Annotated in this window: 24 protein-coding genes, 1 pseudogene and 1 riboswitch; of the genes and pseudogenes, 12 read left to right on the forward strand and 13 right to left on the reverse strand. The window is 72.0% G+C overall.

Annotated features, from left to right (window positions below):
• The 4 genes from J7E94_RS12725 to J7E94_RS12740 all read left to right on the forward strand — a co-directional run bounded on the left by J7E94_RS12725 (window position 1) and on the right by J7E94_RS12740 (window position 3,723).
• Window positions 1–759 carry a bifunctional 2-polyprenyl-6-hydroxyphenol methylase/3-demethylubiquinol 3-O-methyltransferase UbiG gene (locus J7E94_RS12725; protein WP_215015057.1) on the forward strand — a complete coding sequence of 253 codons (759 nt, stop codon included), beginning with the start codon at window positions 1–3 and terminating at the stop codon, window positions 757–759.
• A 297-nt stretch (window positions 760–1,056) separates the two neighbouring features.
• A complete protein-coding gene (locus J7E94_RS12730; RefSeq protein ID WP_215015059.1) occupies window positions 1,057–1,458 on the forward strand; it encodes a DUF3040 domain-containing protein in 402 nt (133 codons plus the stop codon).
• 157 nt (window positions 1,459–1,615) lie between these two features.
• Window positions 1,616–2,242, forward strand: a complete 627-nt coding sequence (locus J7E94_RS12735) for a DUF4126 domain-containing protein (RefSeq protein ID WP_215015061.1) — start codon at window positions 1,616–1,618, stop codon at window positions 2,240–2,242.
• Window positions 2,243–2,265: 23 nt separating this feature from the next.
• A complete protein-coding gene (locus J7E94_RS12740; protein ID WP_215015063.1) occupies window positions 2,266–3,723 on the forward strand; it encodes an NAD(P)/FAD-dependent oxidoreductase in 1,458 nt (485 codons plus the stop codon).
• 34 nt (window positions 3,724–3,757) lie between these two features.
• Here J7E94_RS12740 and J7E94_RS12745 read toward each other — a convergent pair whose 3' ends face one another.
• From J7E94_RS12745 to J7E94_RS12765, 5 genes are all read right to left on the reverse strand, one after another.
• Window positions 3,758–4,675, reverse strand: coding sequence for a hypothetical protein (locus J7E94_RS12745; RefSeq protein WP_215015065.1), 918 nt, complete (start codon window positions 4,673–4,675; stop codon window positions 3,758–3,760).
• 51 nt (window positions 4,676–4,726) lie between these two features.
• Window positions 4,727–5,641, reverse strand: a complete 915-nt coding sequence (metF, locus tag J7E94_RS12750) for a methylenetetrahydrofolate reductase [NAD(P)H] (protein WP_215015066.1) — start codon at window positions 5,639–5,641, stop codon at window positions 4,727–4,729.
• A gap of 115 nt (window positions 5,642–5,756) precedes the next feature.
• On the reverse strand, window positions 5,757–6,398 hold the full coding sequence (thiE, locus tag J7E94_RS12755; RefSeq protein WP_215015067.1) for a thiamine phosphate synthase: 642 nt from the start codon (window positions 6,396–6,398) through the stop codon (window positions 5,757–5,759).
• Window positions 6,399–6,473: 75 nt separating this feature from the next.
• A complete protein-coding gene (locus J7E94_RS12760) occupies window positions 6,474–6,839 on the reverse strand; it encodes an Rv2175c family DNA-binding protein (protein WP_215015068.1) in 366 nt (121 codons plus the stop codon).
• 79 nt (window positions 6,840–6,918) lie between these two features.
• Window positions 6,919–8,142, reverse strand: coding sequence for an NAD(P)/FAD-dependent oxidoreductase (locus J7E94_RS12765; protein WP_215015069.1), 1,224 nt, complete (start codon window positions 8,140–8,142; stop codon window positions 6,919–6,921).
• A 125-nt stretch (window positions 8,143–8,267) separates the two neighbouring features.
• Window positions 8,268–8,380: riboswitch (TPP riboswitch) on the forward strand.
• On the opposite strand from J7E94_RS12765, the gene thiO reads away from it, so the two are divergent.
• The 6 genes from thiO (at window position 8,378) to J7E94_RS12795 (ending at window position 14,346) form a co-directional block, all read left to right on the forward strand.
• Window positions 8,378–9,559 (forward strand): glycine oxidase ThiO, encoded by a 1,182-nt coding sequence (gene thiO, locus J7E94_RS12770; protein WP_215015070.1) that lies wholly within the window; start codon window positions 8,378–8,380, stop codon window positions 9,557–9,559. It overlaps the preceding riboswitch by 3 nt.
• The gene (gene thiS / locus J7E94_RS12775) at window positions 9,556–9,774 is read left to right on the forward strand and encodes a sulfur carrier protein ThiS (protein WP_215015071.1); all 219 of its coding nucleotides are present in this window, start codon (window positions 9,556–9,558) and stop codon (window positions 9,772–9,774) included. The genes thiO and thiS overlap by 4 nt, the downstream gene beginning before the upstream one ends.
• 5 nt (window positions 9,775–9,779) lie before the next feature.
• Complete coding sequence (locus J7E94_RS12780; RefSeq protein ID WP_215015072.1) at window positions 9,780–10,574, forward strand: thiazole synthase; 795 nt, start codon at window positions 9,780–9,782, stop codon at window positions 10,572–10,574.
• A 285-nt stretch (window positions 10,575–10,859) separates the two neighbouring features.
• Complete coding sequence (pknB, locus tag J7E94_RS12785) at window positions 10,860–12,788, forward strand: Stk1 family PASTA domain-containing Ser/Thr kinase (protein ID WP_215015073.1); 1,929 nt, start codon at window positions 10,860–10,862, stop codon at window positions 12,786–12,788.
• Between the two features lie 9 nt (window positions 12,789–12,797).
• Window positions 12,798–13,655, forward strand: coding sequence for a deoxyribonuclease IV (locus J7E94_RS12790; RefSeq protein ID WP_215015115.1), 858 nt, complete (start codon window positions 12,798–12,800; stop codon window positions 13,653–13,655).
• Window positions 13,656–13,743: 88 nt separating this feature from the next.
• On the forward strand, window positions 13,744–14,346 hold the full coding sequence (locus J7E94_RS12795) for a DUF4396 domain-containing protein (protein WP_215015075.1): 603 nt from the start codon (window positions 13,744–13,746) through the stop codon (window positions 14,344–14,346).
• A gap of 16 nt (window positions 14,347–14,362) precedes the next feature.
• On the opposite strand, the gene J7E94_RS12800 is transcribed toward J7E94_RS12795, so the two are convergent.
• A complete protein-coding gene (locus J7E94_RS12800; protein ID WP_215015077.1) occupies window positions 14,363–14,995 on the reverse strand; it encodes a sulfite oxidase-like oxidoreductase in 633 nt (210 codons plus the stop codon).
• Between the two features lie 173 nt (window positions 14,996–15,168).
• Between J7E94_RS12800 and bfr the strand changes: the two genes are divergently transcribed.
• On the forward strand, window positions 15,169–15,645 hold the full coding sequence (gene bfr, locus J7E94_RS12805; RefSeq protein ID WP_215015079.1) for a bacterioferritin: 477 nt from the start codon (window positions 15,169–15,171) through the stop codon (window positions 15,643–15,645).
• A 6-nt stretch (window positions 15,646–15,651) separates the two neighbouring features.
• Here bfr and J7E94_RS12810 read toward each other — a convergent pair whose 3' ends face one another.
• Window positions 15,652–15,936: a bacterioferritin-associated ferredoxin gene (locus J7E94_RS12810; RefSeq protein ID WP_215015081.1), complete on the reverse strand. Its 285-nt coding sequence runs from the start codon at window positions 15,934–15,936 to the stop codon at window positions 15,652–15,654.
• Between the two features lie 177 nt (window positions 15,937–16,113).
• Entirely contained in the window at window positions 16,114–17,478 is a 1,365-nt protein-coding gene (locus J7E94_RS12815; protein ID WP_374224431.1) for a class II 3-deoxy-7-phosphoheptulonate synthase, read from the reverse strand.
• A 326-nt stretch (window positions 17,479–17,804) separates the two neighbouring features.
• Here J7E94_RS12815 and J7E94_RS12820 point away from each other — a divergent pair, with 326 nt between their 5' ends.
• Entirely contained in the window at window positions 17,805–19,691 is a 1,887-nt protein-coding gene (locus J7E94_RS12820; RefSeq protein ID WP_215015117.1) for an anthranilate synthase family protein, read from the forward strand.
• A 163-nt stretch (window positions 19,692–19,854) separates the two neighbouring features.
• Here J7E94_RS12820 and J7E94_RS12825 read toward each other — a convergent pair.
• The 5 genes and pseudogenes from J7E94_RS12825 to J7E94_RS12845 form a co-directional block, all read right to left on the reverse strand.
• Window positions 19,855–20,863 (reverse strand): annotated as a pseudogene (locus J7E94_RS12825) (2-hydroxyacid dehydrogenase).
• A gap of 99 nt (window positions 20,864–20,962) precedes the next feature.
• Entirely contained in the window at window positions 20,963–21,991 is a 1,029-nt protein-coding gene (locus J7E94_RS12830) for a 6-phosphofructokinase (protein ID WP_215015119.1), read from the reverse strand.
• A gap of 145 nt (window positions 21,992–22,136) precedes the next feature.
• On the reverse strand, window positions 22,137–22,781 hold the full coding sequence (locus tag J7E94_RS12835; RefSeq protein WP_215015121.1) for a response regulator transcription factor: 645 nt from the start codon (window positions 22,779–22,781) through the stop codon (window positions 22,137–22,139).
• A gap of 29 nt (window positions 22,782–22,810) precedes the next feature.
• Window positions 22,811–24,034 carry a MacS family sensor histidine kinase gene (gene macS / locus J7E94_RS35375; RefSeq protein ID WP_215015085.1) on the reverse strand — a complete coding sequence of 408 codons (1,224 nt, stop codon included), beginning with the start codon at window positions 24,032–24,034 and terminating at the stop codon, window positions 22,811–22,813.
• Window positions 24,035–24,068: 34 nt separating this feature from the next.
• A complete protein-coding gene (locus J7E94_RS12845; protein WP_215015123.1) occupies window positions 24,069–24,806 on the reverse strand; it encodes a 1-acyl-sn-glycerol-3-phosphate acyltransferase in 738 nt (245 codons plus the stop codon).
• Window positions 24,807–24,839 lie beyond the last annotated feature (33 nt).

Here is a 24,839-nt window from a genome sequence, read left to right on the forward strand (position 1 = left end):
GTGTCGGACACTTCCCGCCCCCGTGCCTCCCTCCGCACCGCCGTGGTGTGGGAGGTCCTCAAGGAGGCGCTCGACCGCCGGGTGAAGGCGGCCGGGCGGGACGTGCTGGACGTGCTCGACACCGGTGGCGGCACCGGCAAGTTCGCCGTGCCGGTGGCCCGCCTGGGCCACCGGGTCACGGTGGTCGACCCCAGCCCGAACGCGCTGTTCGGGCTGGAGCGCCGGGTGGCCGAGGCCGGTGTCGCCGACCTGGTCCGCGGGGTCCAGGGCGATGCCCAGGGCCTGCTGGAGGTCGTCGAGCGCGACGCGTACGACGTGGTGCTGTGCCACGGCGTGCTGGAGTACGTGGACGACCCGGCCGAAGGCGTGGCCAACACCGTGGCGGCCCTGCGCCCCGGCGGCACCCTGAGCCTGCTCGCCGCCGGCGTCGGCGGGGCCGTGCTCGCCCGCGCGCTGGCCGGGCACTTCACGGAGGCCCGTACGGCCCTCACCGACCCGGCCGGCCGCTGGGGCTCCGGCGACCCGGTGCCGCGCCGCTTCACCGCCGAGCAGCTCTCCGAGCTGGTCGGCGGGGCCGGTCTGGCGGTCGGCGCGGTCCACGGCGTGCGCATCTTCGCCGACCTCGTCCCGGGAGTCCTGGTGGACACCGAACCGGGCGCGGTGGAGGCGCTGCTGCGCCTGGAGGAGGCCGCCGCGGAGCTGCCCGCCTTCCACGCAGTCGCCACGCAGTTGCACGTGCTCGGCGAGAAGCAGGCCTGATCTGCGATCTTCCTCGGACGGAGTAGGCCACACACCCTCCGATACGGCGCTCAGGCCCGTATGATCGGGGCAGTGACCGGCATGGTGGACGGGCCAGTGGGGAATAAGCGCCTCAGTGACCGCTTCCGCGGCGGTACGGATTTCGGCTGGTGCTTGATTCGGACTGAGGCTTTGCTCAGGCTGTGTTTCATTCACAAGCCGGCGTAGAGGGCGGGTATCACGGGGGCGATTCCCCGCCTATCCTGAAGGGGACCCCTGGTCGCTACCCCCCGCGACCGACGGATGAGGAGGACTCCCGTGCCGCTCTCGGAGCACGAGCAGCGCATGCTCGAGCAGATGGAGCGAGCGCTGTACGCCGAAGATCCCAAGTTCGCGACAGCGCTTGAGGGAAGCGGACTGCGCACGTACACCCGGCGACGGGTCTACCAGGCAGTCGCAGGCATTGTGGTGGGTATCGCGCTCCTCATGACCGGTGTGATCGTGCCGAACGTACTGTGGATCAGCGTGGTGGGCTTCCTCGTCATGCTGGGCTGTACCGTGCTCGTGGTCACCGGTTGGCGCAAGGCACCCAAGCCTGGTGAGCAGCCCGCCTCCGGAAGTGCAGGTGGTTCGGCCCATGGCCAGAACCGGCAGCGTCGGTCGATGATGACGCGCATCGAGGAGCGGTGGCAGCGCCGCCGTGACGAACAGGGGCAGTAGCCCCGCACCCAACGCAGCGCAACGTGAAGACGCGTGAGGGGACGGCCGCCGTGAGGCGGCCGTCCCCTCTCTGTTGTGCCTCTGCTCGCTGTGGCGCGTCCCCTCACTGTCGTGCGTTCTGTCCGTCGCCGGGCCTCTTCTGCGGCATGATGATCAGGTGAGTGTGCTCCCCCTGGTCTTCACCAGCGGCTGGGCCAGTGGGATCAACGCCTACGCCGTGGTCCTCCTGCTCGGCATCTTCGGCGCGACCGGCCTGACCGACGACGTCCCCGCGTCGCTGCAACGCACCGACGTGCTGATCGTCGCCGCGGTGCTCTTCCTCTGCGAGGCCGTGGCCGACAAGGTCCCGTACCTCGACTCGATATGGGACACCGCCCACACGGTGATCCGCCCGGTGTCCGGCGCGGTGATCGGCGCGCTGCTGGCCGGGCAGAGTGGTTCGCTCTCCGACATCGCCGCCGGTGCCATCGGCGGCTCCACGGCGCTGGCCAGCCATTTCGTCAAAGCCGGCACCCGGATGGCGATCAACACCTCGCCCGAGCCCTTCACCAATGTCGCGATGAGCATCGCCGAGGACCTGGGCGTCGCCGGCATCATCACCTTCGCGATGTTCAACCCGCAGGCCGCCGCGGTCATCGCGGCCGTCCTGCTGGCCATCGGGCTCGCACTGCTGATCTTCCTCTGGACCAGGATCCGCCGCTTCCTGCGCCGCCGAGCCCAGCGCCGCGAGGAGAAGCGGCTCGCCTCCGAGGCCCGCGCGCGCACCACCGCGCCACCCCCCTGACCTCCCTCGATAGGCTCAGCCGCATGGCACGAATTGCGGTGATCGGCGCCGGCATGGGCGCGATGGCGACAGCGGCCCGGCTGGCCGTGGCAGGGCACCAGGTGACGGTGTACGAGCGCGGGGCGACCTACGGCGGCGCCGTCGGCCGGTACGAGCGCGAGGGCTTCGCCTTCGACACCGGGCCGGGGCTGCTGCACCTGCCCGCCGTCTACCGCGACCTGTTCGTGAAGACCGGCAAGCGGTCCCTGGAGGACTGCGTCGACATGGTCCAGCTGGACCCCGCCGTCCGGCACGTGCTCCCCGAGCACGGCATCGACGTCACCCTGCCGGGCGCCTCGCGCGGCGGTGTCGCCGCCGCCCTCGACGAGGCCTTCGGCCGGGGCGCGGGCGAGCGCTGGAACACCGTGCTGGGCCGCGCCCGGGACGCCTGGGACGCCACCCGCCGCCCGCTGCTGGAGGAGCCGCTGCGCCCCGACTGGCAGGTGCTCGGCAACGATCCGTACCCGGCGCGGCGCAAGAGCGGCCTGCTGCGCCGCCGTACGCCGGCTCTCAAGGAGATCGCCGACCGCGAGCTGGGCGGCGCTCTCGGCGAGCTGCTGACCGGCCTGGTCGCGGAGTACGGGGTGGACCCCCGGTCCGCGCCCGGGGCTGCCACGGTCCTCCCGTACATGGAGCAGACCTTCGGCAGCTGGTACGTGCGCGGCGGGATGCGGGCGCTGGCCACCGCCGTGTACGAGCGCTGCCGGGAGCGGAAGGTCGCCTTCGTCTTCGGCGCCGAGGTACGGGAGGTCCTGGTCCGCGACGGCCGGGCGGCGGGGCTGCTGCTGGCCGACGGCAGCGAGGCTGCCGCCGACTCCGTGGTCTGCGGGATCGACCCGGGAAGACTGCCGGCCGGTTCCCTGCCCTGGCCGCCGGACGCGGTCCCCGCCCGCGGGGGCCTGTCCGGCACCAGCCGGTTCACGCTGTTCCTCGCGCTGCGCGGCGCCCGCCCCGAGGGCACGGCGCACCGCACCCGGCTCTTCTCCCGCGGGACCGCCTGCGACCTCACGGTGCTGCGCCCCGACGACCCCGCCACCCGGCCCGACGACGGCCACGAGGCGGTCACCGTCCAGGCCGTGTGCGCACCGCACGGCGCCGTGGACTGGACGGCGCCCTCCGTGGCCGGGCCGCACGCCGAGAAGCTGCTGGAGGCGGCCTCCCTGGTCGTTCCGCGGCTGCGGGAGCGGCTGCTGTGGCACGAGGTGCGCACCCCGGTCGACGTAGAGGCGGCGACGGGCGCGGTGGGCGGCTCGGTGCCCCTGCCCGCCCTCGCGGGGGCCGGGGGCCGGCTGCTGTACCCCGCCAACACCACGGCCGTGCCGGGGCTGTACCTGGCGGGCGGCTGGGCACATCCCGGCGGCGGACTGCCGCACGCCGGGATGACCGGGGCCCTGGTGGCCGGACTGATCGTGGAGGGCGCGGAGTTCCGCGGCTCGCAGTGACCTGACGGGCCGACAGGGCCAGGGGTCGGCAGGGTCAGTAGCGGTACTGCTCGTACCCGCCCTGCTGCGGGTACGGGTACTGCGGCGGGGTCTCGGGCTGCTCCTCCGCCGGGTAGGGCCGCCCGTACTCGTCGGTGATCCGCTGCTGCGGGACCCAGACCCCGCCGGGCGGGGTGTCCATGGAGTACGGCTCCTGCGCCTGCCCCGTGCCGTAGCCGGTGTACGGGGTGTAGTCGTACGGCTGGGGCGGGATGGAGCCGCCGGTGCCGATGTACGGGTCGGAGTAGGCGGCGTAGACCTGCTGCTGCTCGCCCGCCGGATAGCCGGCGGAGTAGTCGTACCCGCCCGTACCCGCCGGGTATGACGGGTCGTAGTACGCGGCGTACTGGTGGGCGTCCTGCTCGGGCGTGGTGAACGGCGAGGCGAAGGCCGCCGTCTGGCCGACGTCGGGGACCTGCGGCGGCGCGAAGCTCTGGATCCCGTAGGACCCGGTGTCCTCGGGCACCGGCTCCGGGCGGTAGACCTCCTCGGACGCCGCCCCGTACGCGGATTCGTACGCGGATTCGTACGCGGATTCGTACGCGGCCCCGGACTCCGAGTCGGATTCCGATGCGTACTCGAGCGCGGTGACCTCGAGCGCCGGTTCCGGGCGCGGACCGCCCGACCGGCGGCGCCGGGACTGCCGTACGGGTTCGCCGCCGCGGCGCAGCGCCCAGCCGGCCACGAAGCCCTTGCGGAAGGAGAGTGTCACCAGGGTCTGGCCCAGGGCGAACGCGGCCGCGCCGGCGCCGATGACCGGCACCGACGGCAGGACCACCCCGGCGACCACGCCGAGGAAGCCGGAGAAGGCGAGCAGGCGCCAGCGGAGCCGGGCCTTGTACTGCATCAGGACCTCGGCAAGCAACCACAGCGCGACGAAGCCGAACGCGATGTAGAGGACCGTCATACCCATGCATGGCCCCTCTCGGTGCGGCCGGCCGCCCAGGGAACGGGGGCCCGCCGGTCAGGCCCGCTGGTGCAGGCCCAGGTTCTCGTAGATCTCGAGAGTCGCCGTGGAGTTGTTCAGCGTGATGAAGTGCAGCCCCGGGACACCCTCGGACAGCAGCCGCGCGCAGAACTCCGTGGCGAACTCGATGCCAATGGAGCGTACAGCGGCCGGGTCGTCCTTGACCGCGAGCATGCGTTCTTTCACGTCCGCGGGAAAAACTGCGTTGCTGAGTTGGGGAAGCCGGTCGAGCTGCTTGATGCCCACAACAGGCATGACCTCGGGGATGATCGGGGTCTCGCAGCCCGCCTTTTCGACGCTGTCGCGCAGCCGCAGATAGTTCTCGGGATCGAAGAACATCTGCGTGATCGCATAGTCGGCGCCCGCGCGGCATTTGTCCACGAAGTGCCGGATATCCGTGTCCCAGTCCGTCGAGCGCGGGTGCATCTCGGGGAAGGCCGCGACGCCCACGCAGAAGTCGCCGGACTCCTTGACGAGACGGACCAGGTCGGCGGCGTAGTGCACGCCCTCCGGGTGCGGCACCCACTCGCCCATGGGGTCGCCCGGCGGGTCTCCGCGCACGACGAGCATGTTCCGGATGCCCGCGTCGGCGAACTGCCCGATGACGTTGCGCAGCTCGGCGACCGAGTGGTCCACGGCGGTGAGGTGCGCGACGGGGGTCAGCGTGGTGTCCGCGGCGATCTGCTGGGTGGCGCGGACGGTGCCGCCCCGGGTGGAGCCGCCGGCTCCGTACGTGACGGAGACGAAGCTCGGGGACACCGCCTCGATCCGGCGGAGCGCGTTCCAGAGGTTGCGCTCGCCCTTCTCCGTCTTCGGGGCCCAGAACTCGAAGGAGTACGAGCGCCCGGACGTGAGGAGATCGCGGACCGTGTGTGCGCGGTCCGTCCAGGTGGAAGAGGTGCCATGGGCCATACGGGCAGGTTAGACGGGGCTCGGCGGGGGTCGAAGCCGCGTCCATCTTTTGGACACGTTTTTGGACACCCCTACGGATCGCCCCCGGAGGTCGCTGGAGGGTCGCCCGATGGTCCTACTGGCCTACGCGGGCGCGGACGCGCTTGGCCAGATCGGCGGCGGCCGCTCCGGGGTCGGCGGCCTCGGTGAGGGCGCGGACGACCACCACGCGGGTGGCTCCGGCGTCCAGCACCTCGTCCAGGTTCGTGGCGTCGATGCCGCCGATGGCGAACCAGGGGCGGTCCTGCTCCAGGGAGGCCGCGTACCGGACGAGTCCGAGGCCGGGGGCGAAGCGGCCGGGCTTGGTGGGGGTGGGCCAGCAGGGACCGGTGCAGAAGTAGTCCACGCCGGGCTCGGCGACGGCCGCGTCGACCTCGGCCTCGGCGTGGCAGGAACGGCCGATCAGCACCTGCTCGCCCAGGATGGCGCGGGCGGCCGGGACGGGGATGTCGCCCTGGCCGAGGTGCAGTACGCCCGAGCCGATGGCGTGGGCGACGTCGGCACGGTCGTTCACGGCGAGGAGCTTGCCGTGGCGGCGCGCCGCCTCGGCGAAGACCTGGAGGTGTTCGAGCTCTTCGCCCGCTTCCATGCCCTTGTCGCGGAGCTGGACGATGTCGACGCCGCCGGCCAGGACGGCGTCAAGGAATTCGGGGAGGTCACCCTGCTTCTTGCGGGCGTCCGTGCACAGGTAGAGCCGGGCGTCGGACAGCTGCTGCATGGGTGTATCCCCCGTGGTGAGGCGGTGTACGGGCCCGGCGGCCCGTACACCGCGGTGGAGCGGATGCGGATCAGGTCAGAGGGCGAGCGCCTGAGCGCGGCGCTTCACCTCCGTGCCGCGATTCTCGCTCAGCGCCTGCACGGGGGTGCCGGGCAGGGTCGGGTCCTCGGTGAAGAGCCACTCCAGGATCTCCTCCTCGGAGAAGCGGTCGTCGCGCAGCACGGTCAGCAGTCCGACGAGGCCCTTGACGACCTTGTCGCCGTCGATGAAGGGGGCGGGCACCTGCAGGGAGCGGTTCTCGCCCCGGCGGACGGCGATCAGCTGCCCTTCCTTGACCATCTGGCGGACCCGGGTCACCTCGATGTGGAGCATCTCCGCGATGTCGGGGAGGTACAGCCAGGCGGGGACAAGGGCATCGATCTTTGCGTCAATCTCGGTCACGGACACAAGCCTGCCATCTCGGACTCGCCGCCGGTACCGGAGCGACCCCGTACGGGTCCCTCCGGCCGCTCCGGCGCACCTACGCGCCGGCCGACTTCAGGGGAACCGCCGGGTCGGAGACCTTCGCGGGGTCCACCGGTTCCGCCGTCTCGATGAGCTTGCGGCCCTGTGCCACGTCGCGGGGGCGGCCCACGGCCAGGACCGCGACCAGGACGCCGTCGCGCAGCCAGCACACCGACCAGGTGCGCCCGGCGGCCGGGTCACCGCGCCAGAGCATGGTGTCGGCCCCGCCGTGGTGGCCGGCGTACTGCACGAAGCGGCCGAACTGCTCCGACCAGAAGTAGGGCACCGGGTCGTAGACCCGGGCCGGCTCGCCGGCCAGGATGTTCGCGGCGACCGTGCGCGGGCCCTGGAGCGCGTTGTCCCAGTGGTGCACGAGCAGCCGCGTCCCGTACCGCCCGGACGGGAAGGAGGCGCAGTCGCCGACCGCGTACACCCCGGGCAGCGAGGTGCGCAGGTACGCATCGGCGACGACCGCGCCGTCGGGGCCCAGCTCCACGCCCGTGCCGGCCAGCCAGCCGGTGGCGGGGCGGGCGCCGATGCCGACCACCACGGCGCCGGCCGGCAGGGTGCGCCCGTCGGCCAGCAGGACCCGGCCCTCCTCGACCCCGGCGACCTTGGCGCCGGTGATCAGCTCGGCGCCGGCCTCCGCGTACCAGCTCGCCATGGGCTCGGCGACCTCCGCGGGCAGCGCCCCGGCAAGGACCCGGTCCGCGGCCTCGACCACGGTCACCTCGCAGCCCGCCTCCCGGGCCGCGGTGGCGAACTCGGCGCCGATCCAGCCCGCCCCCACGACCACCGCCGAGGGGGCCTGCGCCAGGACCGGGCGCAGCCGCGCCGCGTCGTCCAGGGTGCGCAGCAGGTGGACGCCCGGGACGCCGCCGGTGCCGGGCAGGGTCAGCGGCTCGGCGCCGGTCGCCAGCACGAGGATCCCGTACGGGACCGGGCCCGCCTCGGTGTCCAGCTCGTGGTCGGCGGCGCGCAGTCCGGTGACCTCCGTTCCGAGCCTGAGCTCGATGCCGAGGCCTTCGAAGTCCACGTCGAAGGCGGAGTCCTCGGCCTTGCCGAGCAGCACCGCCTTGGACAGCGGGGGGCGGTCGTAAGGCTGGTGGGGCTCGGCTCCCAGCAGGGTCACCGGGCCGGTGAAGCCCTGCTCCCGCAGGGCGACCGCGGTCTGCACCCCGGCCATTCCGGCGCCGACGATCACGACGCCGCTCTCTGCCTCTTCCGTCTGCATGATCATCCGCACAGCCTAATCATCTGACACTCTGTCAGGAAGAGGTGGCCCTTACCCACCGTCCGCGCGGTTGGAAACTGATGTCCAAGACTCACTCCTGGTCACTGATGAGGAGCGGTTAGTCTTGCCACCGTACCTATCGCGGGAGTCCGGGCGCACCGGGCTGAGAGGGAGGCTGGCCGGCCTCCGACCGTACGAACCTGATCCGGGTCATGCCGGCGAAGGGAGGGGCTGGACGCCCATGCACTCATCTCGGAAGGGATCCGGAACGGGATCCGACGTCCTCGTCATCGGGGGCGGCATCATCGGCCTGGTCACGGCCTGGCGGGCGGCCGGGCGGGGCCTGCGCACCGTCCTCGCCGACCCGTCTCCCGGCGGCGGAGCCGCCCAGGTCGCGGCCGGCATGCTGGCCGCCGTCACCGAGCTGCACTACGGCGAGGAGACCCTGCTGGGCCTCAATCTGGCCTCCGCCGCCCGCTACCCGGAGTTCGCCGCCGAGCTCGCCCAAGCGAGCGGCGGCATGGACATCGGCTACCGCGCCTGCGGCACCCTCGCCGTCGCCCTCGACGCCGACGACCGGCTCCACCTGCGCGAGCTGCACGCCCTCCAGCGCCGCTGCGGCCTGGAGTCCGAGTGGCTCACCGGCCGCGAGTGCCGCCGCCTGGAGCCGATGCTGGCCCCGGGCGTACGCGGCGGGCTGCGCGTGGACGGCGACCACCAGGTCGACCCGCGCCGGCTCGCAGCCGCCCTGCTGGCCGCCTGCGAGGGCGCCGGGGTGACCATCCACCGGGCCGCCGCGAAGCGGCTGCTCGTCACCGCCGACCGGGCGGCCGGGGCCGTCCTCGACGACGGTACGGAGCTGCGCGCGGACCAGGTGGTCCTGGCGGCGGGCTCGCTCAGCGGCCGGCTGACGGGCGTACCGCCGGAGGTCGTGGCGCCCGTACGGCCGGTCAAGGGCCAGGTCCTGCGCCTGTCCGTACCGGCGCCGTACGCGCCGTTCCTGTCGCGGACGGTACGGGCGGTCGTGCGCGGCAGCCACGTCTACCTGGTGCCGCGCGAGAACGGCGAACTCGTCATCGGCGCCACCAGCGAGGAACTGGGCTGGGACACCACGGTCACCGCGGGCGGGGTCTACGAACTCCTGCGCGACGCCCACGAGCTGGTGCCCGGCATCACCGAACTCCCCCTCACCGAAACCCGGGCGGGACTGCGGCCCGGCTCCCCCGACAACGCCCCGCTGCTGGGCCCGACCGACCTGCCGGGCCTGCACCTGGCCACCGGGCACTACCGCAACGGGGTGCTGCTGACCCCGCTCACCGGCGACGTGATGGCGGAGCTGCTGACCACCGGCGAAGTGCCGGGCATCGCGGGCCCGTTCAGCCCCCGCCGCTTCTCCGCCGCACGACAGGAGTCGTACGCATGACCCTCCCCGTCTCCGTATCCGTCTCCGTCAACGGCGAGCCGCGCGAGGTCGCGGCCGGCACCACGCTCGACGCGGTGGTCGCCACCCTGACCACGGCCCCCTCCGGCGTGGCCGCGGCGCTCAACGAGACCGTGGTCCCGCGCCGGCAGTGGCCGGCCACGCCGGTGGGCGAGGGCGACCGGGTCGAGATCCTCACCGCGGTCCAGGGAGGCTGAGCGGCATGGCAGACGACCTCTTCACCCTCGGCGACCGGACCTTCTCCTCCCGCCTGATCATGGGTACCGGCGGGGCCCCGAGCCTGGACATCCTGGAACGGGCCCTCGTCACCTCCGGCACCGAGCTCACCACGGTGGCGATGCGCCGCCTGGACCCCACGGTCCAGGGCTCGGTCCTGTCCGTGCTGTCGAAGCTGGACATCGCGGTCCTGCCGAACACGGCGGGCTGCTTCACCGCGGGTGAGGCCGTGCTCACGGCCCGGCTGGCCCGGGAGGCGCTGGGCACCGACTGGATCAAGCTGGAGGTGGTCGCGGACGAGCGGACCCTCCTGCCCGACGGCGTCGAGCTGCTGGACGCCGCCGAAATCCTGGTCGACGAGGGCTTCACGGTGCTCCCGTACACGAACGACGACCCGGTGCTCGCGCGCAAGCTGGAAGACGTGGGGTGCGCGGCGATCATGCCGCTCGGCTCACCGATCGGGTCCGGGATGGGCATCCGCAACCCGCACAACTTCGAGCTGATCGCGGAGCGGGCGGGGGTCCCGGTGATCCTGGACGCCGGGGCCGGCACGGCCTCGGACGCCGCTCTGGCCATGGAACTGGGCTGCGCGGCGGTGATGCTGGCCTCGGCGGTGACGCGCGCCCAGGAGCCGGTCCTGATGGCGGCGGCGATGCGGGATGCCGTGTCGGCGGGGCGGCTGGCGTACCGCGCGGGGCGGATCCCGCAGCGCCGCTTCGCCGAAGCCTCCTCTCCTGCGGAGGGCCGCGCCGCCCTGGACCCGGAACGCCCGGCCTTCTGACCCCCGCTACGGGGCCGCCCCCGAAACCCCGCGCAGCCCGGCCGCCTGACCCGCCGCTGCGGGGGCTCCGCCCCCCGAACCCCCGCACCTCAAACGCCGACGGGGCTGGATGTGCCGCTACGCGGCCACCCAGCCCGCGATTCCAGCCCCGCCGGCGTTTGGGCGCGGGGTGCGGGGCGGAGCCCCGGGCCCGGGCGGGGCCGGCTGCCCGGCGGGACGTCACAGGTGCGCTGCAACAGGACCCGGCCCGGTCGGCGGCACGGCGGCGGCTCGTAGAATCGCCGGGTGGATACGACCCTGGATGACCCCCTCGTCGGGCGCGTGCTCGACGGCCGCTACCGCATCGACGCCCGCATCGCGGCCGGCGGCATGGCCACGGTCTACCGGGCCGTCGACACCCGCCTCGACCGCGTCCTCGCCCTGAAGGTGATGCACCCGGCCCTCGCCGCCGACGCCGCCTTCGTCGACCGGTTCATCCGCGAAGCGAAGTCCGTGGCCCGCCTCGCCCACCCCAACGTCGTCGCCGTCTTCGACCAGGGCACCGACGGTCCGTACACCTACCTCGCCATGGAGTACGTCTCCGGCTGCACCCTGCGCGACGTGCTCCGCGAGCGCGGCGCGCTGCAGCCCCGGGCCGCCCTCGACATCCTGGAGCCCGTCCTCGCCGCCCTCGGCGCCGCGCACCGCGCCGGGTTCGTCCACCGCGACATGAAGCCCGAGAACGTCCTGATCGGCGACGACGGCCGGGTCAAGGTGGCGGACTTCGGGCTGGTCCGGTCCGTGGACTCCGTCACCCACACCACCGGCTCGGTCCTCGGCACGGTCTCCTATCTCGCTCCCGAGCAGATCGAGAACGGCATCGCCGACACCCGTGTGGACGTCTACGCCTGCGGTGTCGTGCTGTACGAGATGCTCACCGGCGCCAAGCCGCACACCGGCGGCACCCCCGCCCAGGTGCTCTACCAGCACCTCCACGAGGACGTCCCGCCCCCGTCTGCGGCCGTGCCCGGCCTGCCCGTCGGCCTCGACGAGCTCGTCGCGCAGGCGGCCGCCCGCGATCCGCAGCTGCGCCCCTACGACGCCGCCGCCCTGCTCGGCCTCGCCCGCGGGGCCCGCCTGCGCCTCAGCGACGCCGAGCTGGACGCCGTGCCCCCGCAGGCCCGCGCCGAGGTGCGGTCCGCCACCGAGGACCGCACCAGCGTGATCCCGCGCCCGGTGGACGCGCTGGGGGCGCCCCTGGCGGCAGCCGGGGAACAGCCCGTGCAGCACACCTCCCGGCTGGCCACACCGCCGCCTCCCCCGGCCCCGGCGCGGCGCCGGCCCCGGCCCCGCCGCGGCACCCTCCTGGTCGTCGCCGGCGTCCTGCTGGCCCTCGGCCTCGGCACCGGCGTCTGGTACATCAACTCCGGCCAGTTCACCAAGGTCCCCAACCTCCTCGGCAAGACGGAGGCGCAGGCCCGCGCCCAGCTGTCCGCGGCCGGCCTCGGCGTGAAGGGCGTGGAGCGGAAGTTCAGCGACTCCTTCGACCGCGGGACGGTGATGAACACCGACCCGCCGGGCGGCAAGCGCATCCGCGGCAACGGCGCGGTGACGATCACCCTTTCCCGCGGCCCCCAGGTCGTGGCCGTGCCCAACCTCAAGGGCCGCCCGCTGGAGGAGGCCAAGACCGAGCTGACGAACGCCGGACTGGCCCCCGGCATGGTCACCCTGGCCTTCAGCCAGGACATCGCCCAGGGGTCGGTGATCGCCTCGGACCCGGCGGGCGGCGAGAAGCGGGCGCCCGACACGGCCGTCGCGCTCGTGGTCAGCAAGGGCCGCCCGGTGCCGGTCCCGAGCGTGACCGGGATCCCCTTCGAGCAGGCCCGGTCCACCCTGGAGGGCCTCGGCCTGAAGGTGGTCACGGCCCCCGAGCAGGTCAATGCCCCTTCCCCGGCCGGTACGGTCGCCAACCAGTCGGTCGGCGCCGGCACCCAGGCCGCGACCGGCGACGCGGTCACGCTGACCCTCTCCAAGGGCCCCCGCCAGCTCCCGGTCCCGAACGTGACCGGCCAGGACGTGGAAGCGGCCCGCAAGGCCCTGGAGGCCGCCGGCTTCAAGGTGAAGGTGGACCGGCCCTTCCTCTCCTTCAGCAACACCGTGGACGCCCAGTCGGCGCCCGCCGGCCAGAACGCCCCCGAGGGCAGCACGATCACCATCAGGACCAAGGGGCTGTAAGCAGCAGTGATACGCAATCCAGTGGGCGGGCACGTGCCCGTGGCGGGCGGCCTCGCCTCGGTCGGGCTGACCTACGCCCGCGAGATGGGTGCCGAGGCCGTCCAAGTCTTCGTCGCCAACCCCCGCGGCTGGGCCACCCCGCCGGGCAATCCGAAGCAGGACCAGCTGTTCCGGGAGCAGTGCGCGGCCCGGTCCCTCCCGGCCTACGTGCACGCGCCGTACCTGATCAACTTCGGCTCGCACACCGAGGCGACCGTGGAGAAGTCGGTGGAGTCCCTGCGCCACTCGCTGCGCCGGGCCCGCCAGATCGGCGCGCTCGGGGTGGTCGTGCACACCGGCTCGGCCACCGGAGGCCGCCCGCGCGAGTCGGCGTACGCGCAGGTCAGGGAGCACCTGCTTCCGCTGCTGGACGAGCTGACGCACGACGACGACCCCTTCCTGCTGCTGGAGTCCACCGCCGGCCAGGGCTCTTCGCTCTGCTCGCGGACCTGGGACTTCGGGCCGTACTTCGAGGCGCTCGACCATCACCCGAAGCTGGGGATCTGCCTCGACACCTGCCACATCTTCGCCGCCGGGCACGACCTGGCGGAGCCGGGCGGTACCAAGCAGACGCTCGACCTGCTGGTGGGCACGGTCGGCGAGGGCCGGCTGAAACTCGTCCACGCGAACGACTCGAAGGAGGGCGTCGGCGCCCACAAGGACCGGCACGCCAACATCGGCCAGGGCCACATCGGCCGGGACGCCTTCGCCGAGCTGTTCACGCACCCGGTGATGGAGGGCGTACCGCTGATCATCGAGACGCCCGGCGGCAAGGAAGGGCACGCCGCGGACGTGGCACTGCTGAAGGAGCTGCGCGGCGCGGAGTGATCCACTCGACCTCTTGAGGAATACCCCTGGGGGGTATACGGTTCTGCTTGTCCGCAGGACCGCAATCCGGTGTTCCCAGGGGGTTTCGATGGACCACGCACACGCGCACCACGAAGAGCAGCAGGCGCCCAACGGCGGACAGCAGCCCGGGCACCACGGCGACCACCACGAGCACCACGGTGAGCACCGGCAACACGAGCATCACGGGCACGAGCACCACGCCCACGGCTCGGGCCACGGCCACGGCCACGGCAAGGTCAGCTGGGCCATGGCCGCCAAGGCCACCCTCCACTGCCTCACCGGATGCGCCATCGGCGAGGTGCTCGGCATGATCATCGGCACCGCGCTGGGCTGGGGGAACGCCGGCACGATGGTCCTGGCGATCGTGCTCGCGTTCTTCTTCGGCTACGCGCTCACCCTGCGGGGGATCCTCTCGGCCGGCGTTGACCTCGGCACCGCCATCCGGGTGGCACTCGCCGCGGACACCCTGTCGATCGCCGTCATGGAACTGATCGACAACGGCGTGATCGCCCTGTGGCCGGGGGCGATGGACGCACACCTGTCGGAGGCCCTGTTCTGGATCGTCCTGGCGATCTCCCTGGCAGCCGCCTTCGTCATCACGACACCGGTCAACAAGTGGATGATCGGCCGCGGCAAGGGACACGCGGTGGTCCACCAGTACCACCATTGAGCACGGCGGCGGAGAGCTACAGCTCGGGGCCGTCGCCCGGCTCCTCCTGGTACGAGTAGCGCTGCTCGCGCCAGGGGTCGCCGATGTTGTGGTAGCCCCGCTCCTCCCAGAAGCCCCGACGGTCGGCGGTCATGTACTCGACGCCGCGGACCCACTTGGGGCCCTTCCAGGCGTACAGGTGCGGAACCACGAGCCGCAGCGGGAAGCCGTGCTCGGCCGTGAGGAGTTCACCGCCCTGGTGGGTGGCGAAGACGGTCCGCTCGGAGGAGAAGTCGGCCAGCCGCAGGTTGGAGCTGAAGCCGTACTCGGCCCACACCATCACGTGCGTGACCTGCGGCGCCGGCGGCGCCAGGGCGAGGATCGTACGGGCGAGCACGCCGCCCCATTCGGCGCCCTGCATGCTGAACTTCGTGACGCAGTGCAGGTCCGCCACGACGGACTCGAACGGCAGGGCCGCGAACTCCTCGTGGTTCCAGCAGTGCTTGGCACCGTCGGCCGTCGCGCCGAAGACGCGGAACTCCCAGCGGTCCGGCTTGAACTTGGGCACGGGACCGTAGTGGGTGACCGGCCAGCCCCGCTGCAACCGCTGCCCGGGTGGAAGCTCCAGCTGCTCTGCTCCCGGAGATTCCCGGCTTTCCGGCTGACCCATGACTCCATGGTGACAGACGTGGCGGGGTGGTCACGACCAGGTCCGAGCCGATTCGGGCAAGTCACGGCAACTCGCACTAAGGAGGCACTTACTGGACGCTCCCCGGCGGCGGTGCAAGGATGCGCCCACCTAACCCGTCACGTGGCTGACCATGCCTGGAAGGAGCCTCTGCGATGCAGGGCGACCCCGAGGTCCTTGAGTTTCTGAACGAGCAGCTGACCGGCGAGCTGACGGCCATCAACCAGTACTGGCTGCACTACCGCATCCAGGACAACAAGGGCTGGACCAAGCTCGCCAAGTACACGCGTGAAGAGTCCATCGACGAGATGAAACACGCGGACAAGATCACCGAGCGCATCCTGATGCTCGACGGTCTGCCGAACTACCAGCGCCTCTTCCACGTACGCGTCGGGCAGACGATCACCGAGATGTTCCAGGCGGACCGGCAGGTCGAGGTCGAGGCCATCGACCGCCTCAAGCGCGGTATCGAGGTCATGCGCGGCAAGGGCGACACCACCTCCGCCCGCCTCTTCGAGGAGATCCTGGAGGACGAGGAGCACCACATCGACTACCTCGACACCCAGCTGGAGCTCATCGAGTCCCTGGGCGAGGCGCTGTACATCGCGCAGCTGATCGAGCAGCCGAGCTAGCAGCGGTCAGGCGGCTTCCGCCAGCACCGGCGAGGACGAGAGCGCGGGCACCGGCAGCGGCGCCGGCTGCGGGTCGGCGGCGAGGGCGGCCGCCGCATTGCTGCCCTTCTCCAGCAGCTCCCGGCGCGGGCAGGCCCCGCGGCCGAGGATGCCCTGGATGGTGCGCACGCAGGATCCGCAGTCGGTGCCGGCCTTCGTCGCCGAGGCGATCTGGCGCGGGGTGCAGGCACCGGCGGCCGCGTGGTCCTTGACCTGCGTGTCGGTGATCCCGAAGCAAGAGCAGACGTACACGCGGTTCACCTCCCTGGGCGGAATGGTTCGGCGAGCCATCCCCTATTCGGTGAGGCTTACCTAACCGTACCGAAACTAAGGGTTCCCTAAAAGACCCGGGTACGACGATGGGGCGCGGATCACATCGATCCGCGCCCCATCGTCGTAGGAAGCTACTTGCTGATCAGACCTTGGGCCCTACTGGTCCCGGTACATCTCGGCGACCAGGAACGCCAGGTCCAGGGACTGGCTGCGGTTGAGCCGCGGGTCGCAGGCCGTCTCGTAGCGCTGGTGCAGGTCGTCGACGAAGATCTCGTCGCCGCCGCCCACGCACTCGGTGACGTCGTCACCGGTGAGCTCGACGTGGATGCCGCCCGGGTGGGTGCCCAGGCCCTTGTGGACCTCGAAGAAGCCCTTGACCTCGTCGAGCACGTCGTCGAAACGGCGCGTCTTGTGCCCGGAGGCCGCCTCGAAGGTGTTGCCGTGCATGGGGTCGGTGACCCAGGTGACGGTCGCACCGGACGCGGTGACCTTCTCGACCAGCTCGGGGAGCTTGTCGCGGACCTTGTCGGCGCCCATGCGGACGACGAAGGTCAGCCGGCCCGGCTCGCGCTCGGGGTCCAGGCGGTCGATGTAGGTCAGCGCCTCGTCCACCGTGGTGGTCGGGCCCAGCTTGATGCCGATCGGGTTGGCGATCTGCGAGCAGAACTCGATGTGCGCGTGGTCCAGCTGGCGGGTGCGCTCACCGATCCAGACCATGTGGCCGGAGGTGTCGTACAGCTTGCCGGTCCGCGAGTCGGTGCGGGTCAGCGCGCCCTCGTAGTCGAGCAGCAGCGCCTCGTGGGAGGCGTAGAACTCGACGGCCTTGAACTCGGCCGGGTCGGTGCCACAGGCCTTCATGAAGTTCAGCGCGTTGTCGATCTCCCGCGCGAGCTGCTCGTAGCGCTGCCCGGACGGGGAGTTCTTCACGAAGTCCTGGTTCCAGGCGTGCACCTGGCGCAGGTCGGCGTAACCACCGGTGGTGAAGGCGCGCACCAGGTTCAGCGTCGACGCGGACGCGTGGTACATGCGCTTCAGCCGCTCGGGGTCCGGGATCCGGGCCTCTTCGGTGAAGGCGAAGCCGTTGACGGAGTCACCGCGGTAGGTCGGCAGGGTGACGCCGTCGCGGGTCTCGGTGTCCTTGGAGCGCGGCTTGGAGTACTGGCCCGCGATGCGGCCGACCTTCACGACGGGCACGGAGGCCGCGTACGTCAGGACGGCGCTCATCTGGAGCAGCGTCTTCAGCTTGGCGCGGATGTGCTCGGCGGACACGGCGTCGAAGGCCTCGGCACAGTCGCCGCCCTGCAGCAGGAACGCCTCGCCCTTGGCGACGGCTCCCAGACGGGCGCGCAGCTGGTCGCACTCACCCGCGAAAACGAGGGGAGGATACGACTCGAGGTCCGCGACGACAGCGCGCAGGGCCTCGGCATCGGGGTACGAAGGCTGCTGCGCCGCGGGACGGTCTCGCCAGGTCGCCTTGGCGGCGGGGGCTTGGGTTTCAGCGTTCACGGTCACCTCGTACACATTACGGCGTTACGCGCCCTGTCCAGCCAGGCGCCCACAACGTGAGACGAAGCTCCGCGAAGGCTTCTGGGCCCCCTGAGGAACGGAATCCATGGTTCAGCCCACGCCGTGAGACGGATCCAGCGCCGGGGGGCAGGTCTGGGCTAAGGTGCCCCGCATGTACGCGCACTCGAACCAGAACTGGTGGTGGCCCGCTCCCGGCGGTCCACTCCTCGCGCGTACCCACTAGACACGACCGACGCGAAGGCCGCCCCGAGGGGCGGCCTTCCGCGTTCTGCGGGAACCGGGGCCGCTCCTCCCACCGGAAGGACGCCAGCCCCATGCCCATGGAACTCAGCAGGCTGCTCGACGACTCCTGCCCGCCGTTCGCCCTGCTGCGGCGGCGGACCCCCGGCCGCGACCACGACACGGTCGAGGTGCTCCTCGGCCCCGTCCACGAGGCCCAACGCCTCGCCGACCTGCCCGTCAGGGAGCTGCCCACCCTCGCCCTCGTCCCCTTCCGGCAGATCCGGGAGCGCGGATTCGACGTACGCGACGACGGCACGCCGCTGAGCGTGCTGGTCGCCGAGGAGGCGTACGAGATCCCGCTCGCGCAGGCCCTGGCCGGGCTGCCCGCGCACGGGGTCCGGGTGGAGGGCGGCCGCTTCGACGTGCCCGACGAGGACTACGCGGCCACCGTCGCGCGGGTCATCGAGGACGAGATCGGCCGGGGCGAGGGGGCCAACTTCGTCATCCGGCGCACCTACGAGGGCCGGATCGAGGGCTTCGGCCGGGCCGACGCGCTCGCGCTGTTCCGGCGGCTGCTGGAGGGCGAGCGGGGCGCGTACTGGACGTACGTGGTCCACACCGGCGAGCGGACGCTGGTCGGAGCCAGCCCCGAGGTGCACGTGCGGATGTCCGGCGGGACGGTCGTGATGAACCCGATCAGCGGCACCTACCGCTATCCGGCCGCAGGCCCGACGGCCGAGTCCCTCCTCGCCTTCCTCGGCGACCGCAAGGAGACCGAGGAGCTGTCGATGGTCGTCGACGAGGAACTGAAGATGATGTGCACGGTCGGGGACCGCGGCGGGGTCGTCGTCGGGCCGCGGCTGAAGGAGATGGCGCACCTCGCCCACACCGAGTACGAGCTGCGCGGACGCTCCTCGCTGGACGTACGGGAGGTGCTGCGGGAGACGATGTTCGCGGCGACGGTCACCGGATCCCCGGTGCAGAACGCCTGCCGGGTGATCGAGCGGTACGAGGCCGGGGGCCGCGGCTACTACGCGGGCGCCCTGGCGCTCCTCGGCCTGGACTCCGCCGGGGGCCAGACCCTCGACTCCCCCATCCTGATCCGCACCGCCGACATCGCGGCGGACGGCGTGCTGCGTGTGTCCGTCGGGGCCACGCTGGTGCGGCACTCCGACCCGGCGGGCGAGGTGGCCGAGACCCACGCCAAGGCGGCGGGGGTCCTGGCGGCGCTCGGCGTCCGCCCGGCCGCACCGCGGCGGCGGCCCGCCTTCGCCGGATCCGGGCTGGCGGACGACCCCCGGGTGCGGGCGGCGCTGGCGGCCCGCCGGGACGACCTGGCGCCCTTCTGGCTCCGGATGCAGGAACAGCCCTCCTCGCTGACCGGCCACGCCCTGGTGGTGGACGCAGAGGACACCTTCACGGCGATGCTGGCGCACGTGCTGCGGGTGGCCGGGCTGGAGGTGACCGTCCGCCGCTACGACGATCCGGGGCTGCGGGCGGCGGCACTGTCGTGGGAGGGCCCGGTGGTCCTGGGCCCGGGCCCGGGGAACCCGGCGGATGCGGCGGATCCGAAGATGCGGATGCTGCGCCGGCTGGCCGCCGATCTGCTGGCCGGGCACCGGCACGGGCTGCTCGGGGTCTGCCTGGGCCATGAGCTGCTGGCGGCGGAGCTGGGGCTGCCGCTGATCCGCAAGGCGGAGCCGGCGCAGGGGGCGCAGACGCGGATCGATCTCTTCGGGGCGCAGGAGGTGGTCGGCTTCTACAACACGTACACGGCGCACTGCGACTCCGCGAGGGCCGCGCGGCTGGCCGGGTCCGGCGTGGAAATCTCCCGGGACCCGTCCTCGGGTGAGGTCCACGCCCTCCGATCCCCCGCCGCCGGCTTCGCGGGGGTCCAGTTCCACCCGGAGTCCGTCCTCACCCTCCGCGGCGCGGACCTCCTCCGCGACCTCCTGACGCGCGTCACGACCCCGACCCCGGCCTAACCGCAGCCGCTGCGCGGAGCCGGTCCCCTACCCGCCCTTCCACCGTTCCCCGGGCTCTGCCCAGCCCCGCGCCTCAAACCCCGGCGAGGCTGGATGTGGCCGGCGTAATCCAGCCCCGCCGGCGTTTGAGGCGCGGAGCTGGGACGGGGGCCGCCCAAGCGGTTCAGGCGGGCCAAGAAGGGGCGGGAACCAGGGTGTTCCCGGAGCGGCGGCCCGCCAGGTAGTCCGCCACGTTGGCGACCGTCGCGTCGATGATCTGACCCACCGCGTCACTCGTGTAATACGCCTGGTGCGAGGTCACCACCACATGCGGAAAGGTGACCAGCCGCGCCAGCGTGTCGTCCTCCACCGCCACCAGGGACTTGTCGAGGAAGAAGACCCCGGCCTCGGCCTCGTACACGTCCAGCCCCACCCCCGTGAAGCGGCCCGCCCGCAGCTCGGTGACCAGGGCGTCCGTGTCGACCAGCCCGCCCCGGCTGGAGTTCACGAGGATCGCGTCGTCCCGCATCAGCTTCAGCGCCGCCGAGTCGACGATGTGGTGCGTGGCTTCCAGCAGCGGCACGTGCAGGCTGATCAGGTCCGAGGACGCGAACAGCGTCTCCTTGTCCACGTACGTCATGCCGAGTTCCACGCACGCCGGATTGTGCACCACGTCCCACCCCAGCAGGTTCATCCCGAAGCCGTGCGCGATCCGGGTGAACGCCTCGCCGATCTTGCCGGTGCCGAGGACGCCCACCGTGCGGCCCCTGATGGTCCCGGCCCATCAGCCCGTTCAGGCGGAAGTCGAAGTCCCGGGTCCGGTTCGAGGCCCGTACGATCCGCCGGTTGACCGCCATCGCCAGGGCCCAGGCGAACTCGGCCACCGAGTACGGCGAGTAGTACGAGACCCGGCTGACTGCCATACCCAGCTCCCGGGCCACGTCCAGGTCGATGTTGTTGAAGCCCGTCGACCGCTGGGCGACCATCTTCGTCCCGCCCGCCGCCAGGGCCCTCAGCACCCGCCCGTTCAGGTCCGCGTTCACGCTGGAGGAGATGATCTCGTAGCCGGCCGCGATGGGCGCGGTGTCCTCGGTCATGAAGACGTCCAGGCAGCGGACCTCGTGCTGTCCCGCGAAGGCCTGCTCCAGGAGCGGCTTCTCGTCGGCGGTCACACCGAATGCCAGGATCTCCACGCTTGCTCCCGCTCCGTCGAATCCGTCGAATCCGTCGATCCATGGGTCGTTTCGTCACGATACGACCCACGGATCACCCGTGCCCGGGGGCCCGGCGGCTCAGCCGAAGAAGACGCCGACCTCCTTGTACAGCGCCGGGTCCACCGTCTTCAGCTTCGCCGTCGCCTCGGCGATCGGAACCCTGACGATGTCCGTCCCCTTGAGCGCGACCATCTTGCCGAAGTCCCCGTCGCGCACCGCGTCGATCGCGTGCAGCCCGAACCGCGTCGCCAGCCACCGGTCGAAGGCGCTCGGCGTGCCGCCCCGCTGGATGTGCCCGAGCACGGTCGTACGGGCCTCCTTCCCGGTCCGCGCCTCGATCTCCTTGGCCAGCCATTCGCCCACACCCGACAGCCGGACGTGCCCGAACGAATCCTTGGTGGCGTCCTTCAGGACCAGGTCCCCGTCCTTGGGCATCGCGCCCTCCGCGACCACCACGATCGGCGCGTAGCTCGCCTTGAAGCGCGAGGTCACCCACGCGCACACCTGGTCCACGTCGAAGCGCTGCTCCGGGATGAGGATGACGTTGGCGCCGCCCGCGAGGCCCGAGTGCAGGGCGATCCAGCCCGCGTGACGGCCCATGACCTCGACGACCAGGACACGCATGTGCGACTCGGCCGTGGTGTGCAGCCGGTCGATGGCCTCGGTCGCGATGCCGACCGCGGTGTCGAAACCGAAGGTGTAGTCCGTCGCGGACAGGTCGTTGTCGATGGTCTTCGGCACGCCGACGCACGGAATGCCGTATTCCCCGTACAGCCTGGCGGCGACCCCGAGGGTGTCCTCGCCGCCGATCGCGATGAGCGCGTCCACCTCGTACTTGGCGAGGTTCTCCTTGATGCCCCGCACGCCGTTCTCCGTCTTGAACGGGTTGGTGCGCGAGGAGCCGAGGATGGTGCCGCCCCGGGGGAGGATCCCGCGGACGGCCGGGATGCCCAGCGGGACCGTGGCGCCTTCGACCACGCCCCGCCAGCCGTCCTTGAACCCGATGAACCCGTAGCCGTACTCCTGCTCGCCCTTGCGGACGACCCCCCTGATGACCGCGTTGAGCCCGGGGCAGTCGCCCCCGCCGGTCAGCACTCCGACCTTCATTGCATCTCCCTTCGCCATGACGGCCACGCTAGTGGTGACGCAGGTCACAGCAAGGGGCCTGAAGGGGTCAATTCCGGTGGAATCGCGAGGCGTTGCGTACGCCCGTTCACTCGTACGAGGACGTAAGTACGACGTACGACCGCGCCTACGCGTCGTCGAGGCCCCGCTCTATCGCATAACGGACGAGCTCCACCCGGTTGTGCAGCTGGAGCTTGCCCAGCGTGTTCTGGACGTGGTTCTGCACCGTGCGGTGGGAGATGACCAGCCGCTCCGCGATCTGCTTGTACGAGAGCCCCTTGGCCACCAGCCGCAGCACCTCGGTCTCCCGGTCGGTCAGCTGCGGCGCCTTCGGCTCGTCGGAGGCGGTCGGCGCCGGATCGGTGGCCAGGCGCCGGTACTCGCCGAGCACCAGCCCGGCCAGGCCCGGGGTGAAGACGGGGTCGCCGGCCGCCGTGCGGCGGACCGCGTCGATCAGCTCCTGGGCGCCGGCGGACTTCAACAGGTAGCCGGTCGCGCCGGACTTCACCGCCTCCAGGACGTCCGCGTGCTCGCCGCTCGCCGACAGGACCAGGACGCGCAGCGCCGGGTTGGCCCCGACGAGCTCCTTGCAGACCTGCACGCCCGGCATCCCGGGCAGGTTGAGGTCGAGGACCAGCACGTCGGGGGTGACGGCGCGGGCCCGGCGCACCGCCTCGGGGCCGTCGCCGGCGGTGGCCACCACGTCGAAGCCGGCGGCGGCCAGGTCGCGGGCGACCGCGTCCCGCCACATCGGGTGGTCGTCGACGACCATCACCCGGATCTCGTGCGGTTCGTATGTGCTCACTGGGTCCTCCCCCTGGGTACTTTCAGTTCCACTTCGGTGCCCTGCCCGGGGACGGACACCAGCTCGGCGGTGCCGCCGAGATCACGCAGCCGGCCGCGGATGGACAGGGCCACCCCCATCCGGCCCTCGCCCTCCGCCTGGTCGAGCCGGCCCGCCGGGATGCCCGGGCCGTCGTCCCTGACGGTCACGATCACCTCGTCGCCCCAGTCCTCCACCAGGATCCAGGCGCTGGCCCCCTCCCCGGCGTGCCTGCGCACGTTGTCGAGGGCGGCGCCGACCGCCGCGGCCAGCTCCTTCGCGGCGGGCACCGGCAGCGGCACCGGGGTGCCCGGCTCGGCGAAGCTCACCCGGGAGCCGGCGTGGGGCGCGAGGAGCGTCCGCAGGTCCAGCTCGCCGCCGCCCTCTCCCTCCCCTTCGCCCTCGTCCTCCACCTCGTACGAGTGCACCAGCGCACCCCGCGATTCGTCGCGGGAGACCCGGGAGGGGTTCACCAGCCCGGTGGAGACCAGGGTGCGCAACGCCACCTCCTGCTCCCCCGCCATCCGGCCGAGCTCGGCGGCCTCGCCGCCCAGGTCGGTGCCGCGCCGCTGGACCATGGCGAGGACCTGGAGGACCCCGTCGTGGATGTCGCGGGCGAGGCGCTCGCGCTCGCGGGTGGCGGCCTCGATCTCCAGGGCGCGGGCGAGGGTGGCTTCGCTGGCCCGGGCGACCTCGACGACGTAGCCGATCGCTATCGAGGCGACCCAGACCAGCAGGACGTTGTGCAGGGTGTCCCGGGTGGGCTCGCCGCCGTGGATGACGATGTTGGCCGCGGCCACGAAGGTGGAGGCGAAGCCGGCCCAGCGCCAGCCGCCCTTGATGGCGAAGGCGAGCACCGAGCCCGCGGTCCAGATGCTGGGGAGGGTGGGGCCGCCGCCGGCGATCCGCTCGGCGGTGTCGGCGACCGGGGTGAGCAGGACCCCGGCGAGGGCGACCGTGAGGTCGGCGCCGAGGAAGCGCTTGGTGCAGCTGGTGGCGTTCGCCACCTTGCGGTGGGTGGCGAGGGTCCAGAGCGCGAGGACGGCGAGGTAGCCGGCCGCGATCCCCGGGCGGTCGAACTTCTTGTAGGCGGAGGCGAACAGCCCCACCGCGTAGAGCATGGTCAGCAGCCGATAGCCCGTCAGGGCCCGCCACAGCGGCTGCTCGACCGACATGCGTACGACGCGCTCGCGTTTCGCCATCTCCCCCACCCCCCGCGCGGGCGGCGCCGCCCCGCTACTCGCCCTGGTCCGCCTTGGCTGCCTTTTCGGCTTTCTCGGCCTTCTCGGCCTTCTCCGCCTTCTCGGCGTCGGCGATCTGGCGCTTGGCCGCCGTCGCGTAGATGTCGACGTACTCCTGGCCGGACAGCTTCATGATCTCGTACATGACCTCGTCGGTCACCGAGCGGAGGATGAAGCGGTCGCCGTCCATGCCGTGGTAGCGGCTGAAGTCAAGCGGCTTGCCGATCCGGATGCCCGGGCGCATCAGCTTGGGGACCACCTTGCCGGGCGGCTGGATCTTCTCCGTGTCGATCATCGCCACGGGGATCACGGGGGCGCCCGTGGCCAGTGCCACGCGGGCCAGGCCGCCGGGCTTGCCGCGGTAGAGGCGTCCGTCGGGTGAACGCGTCCCCTCGGGGTAGATACCGAACAGCTCTCCGCGCTCGATGACCTCGATGCCGCTCTTGATGGCGGCCTCGCCCGCACCCCGCGCACCGGAGCGGTCCACCGGGAGCTGGCCGACGCCCTTGAAGAAGGCGGCCGTCAGCTTGCCCTTGACGCCGGGGGAGGTGAAGTACTCCGCCTTCGCGATGAAGGTGACCTTCCGGTCCAGCACGGCGGGCAGGAAGAACGAGTCGGAGAAGGACAGGTGGTTGCTCGCGAGGATCGCCGGCCCCTCGGCGGGAATGTTCTCGAGGCCCTCCACCCAGGGCCTGAAGGCGAGCTTCAGGGACCCGCCGATGGAGAACTTCATTGCGCCGTAGATCAACTCGAAAGCCTTCCTGTG

Origin of the sequence: Streptomyces sp. ISL-94, assembly GCF_018614075.1 — a bacterium.
Classification (GTDB): Bacteria; Actinomycetota; Actinomycetes; order Streptomycetales; family Streptomycetaceae; genus Streptomyces.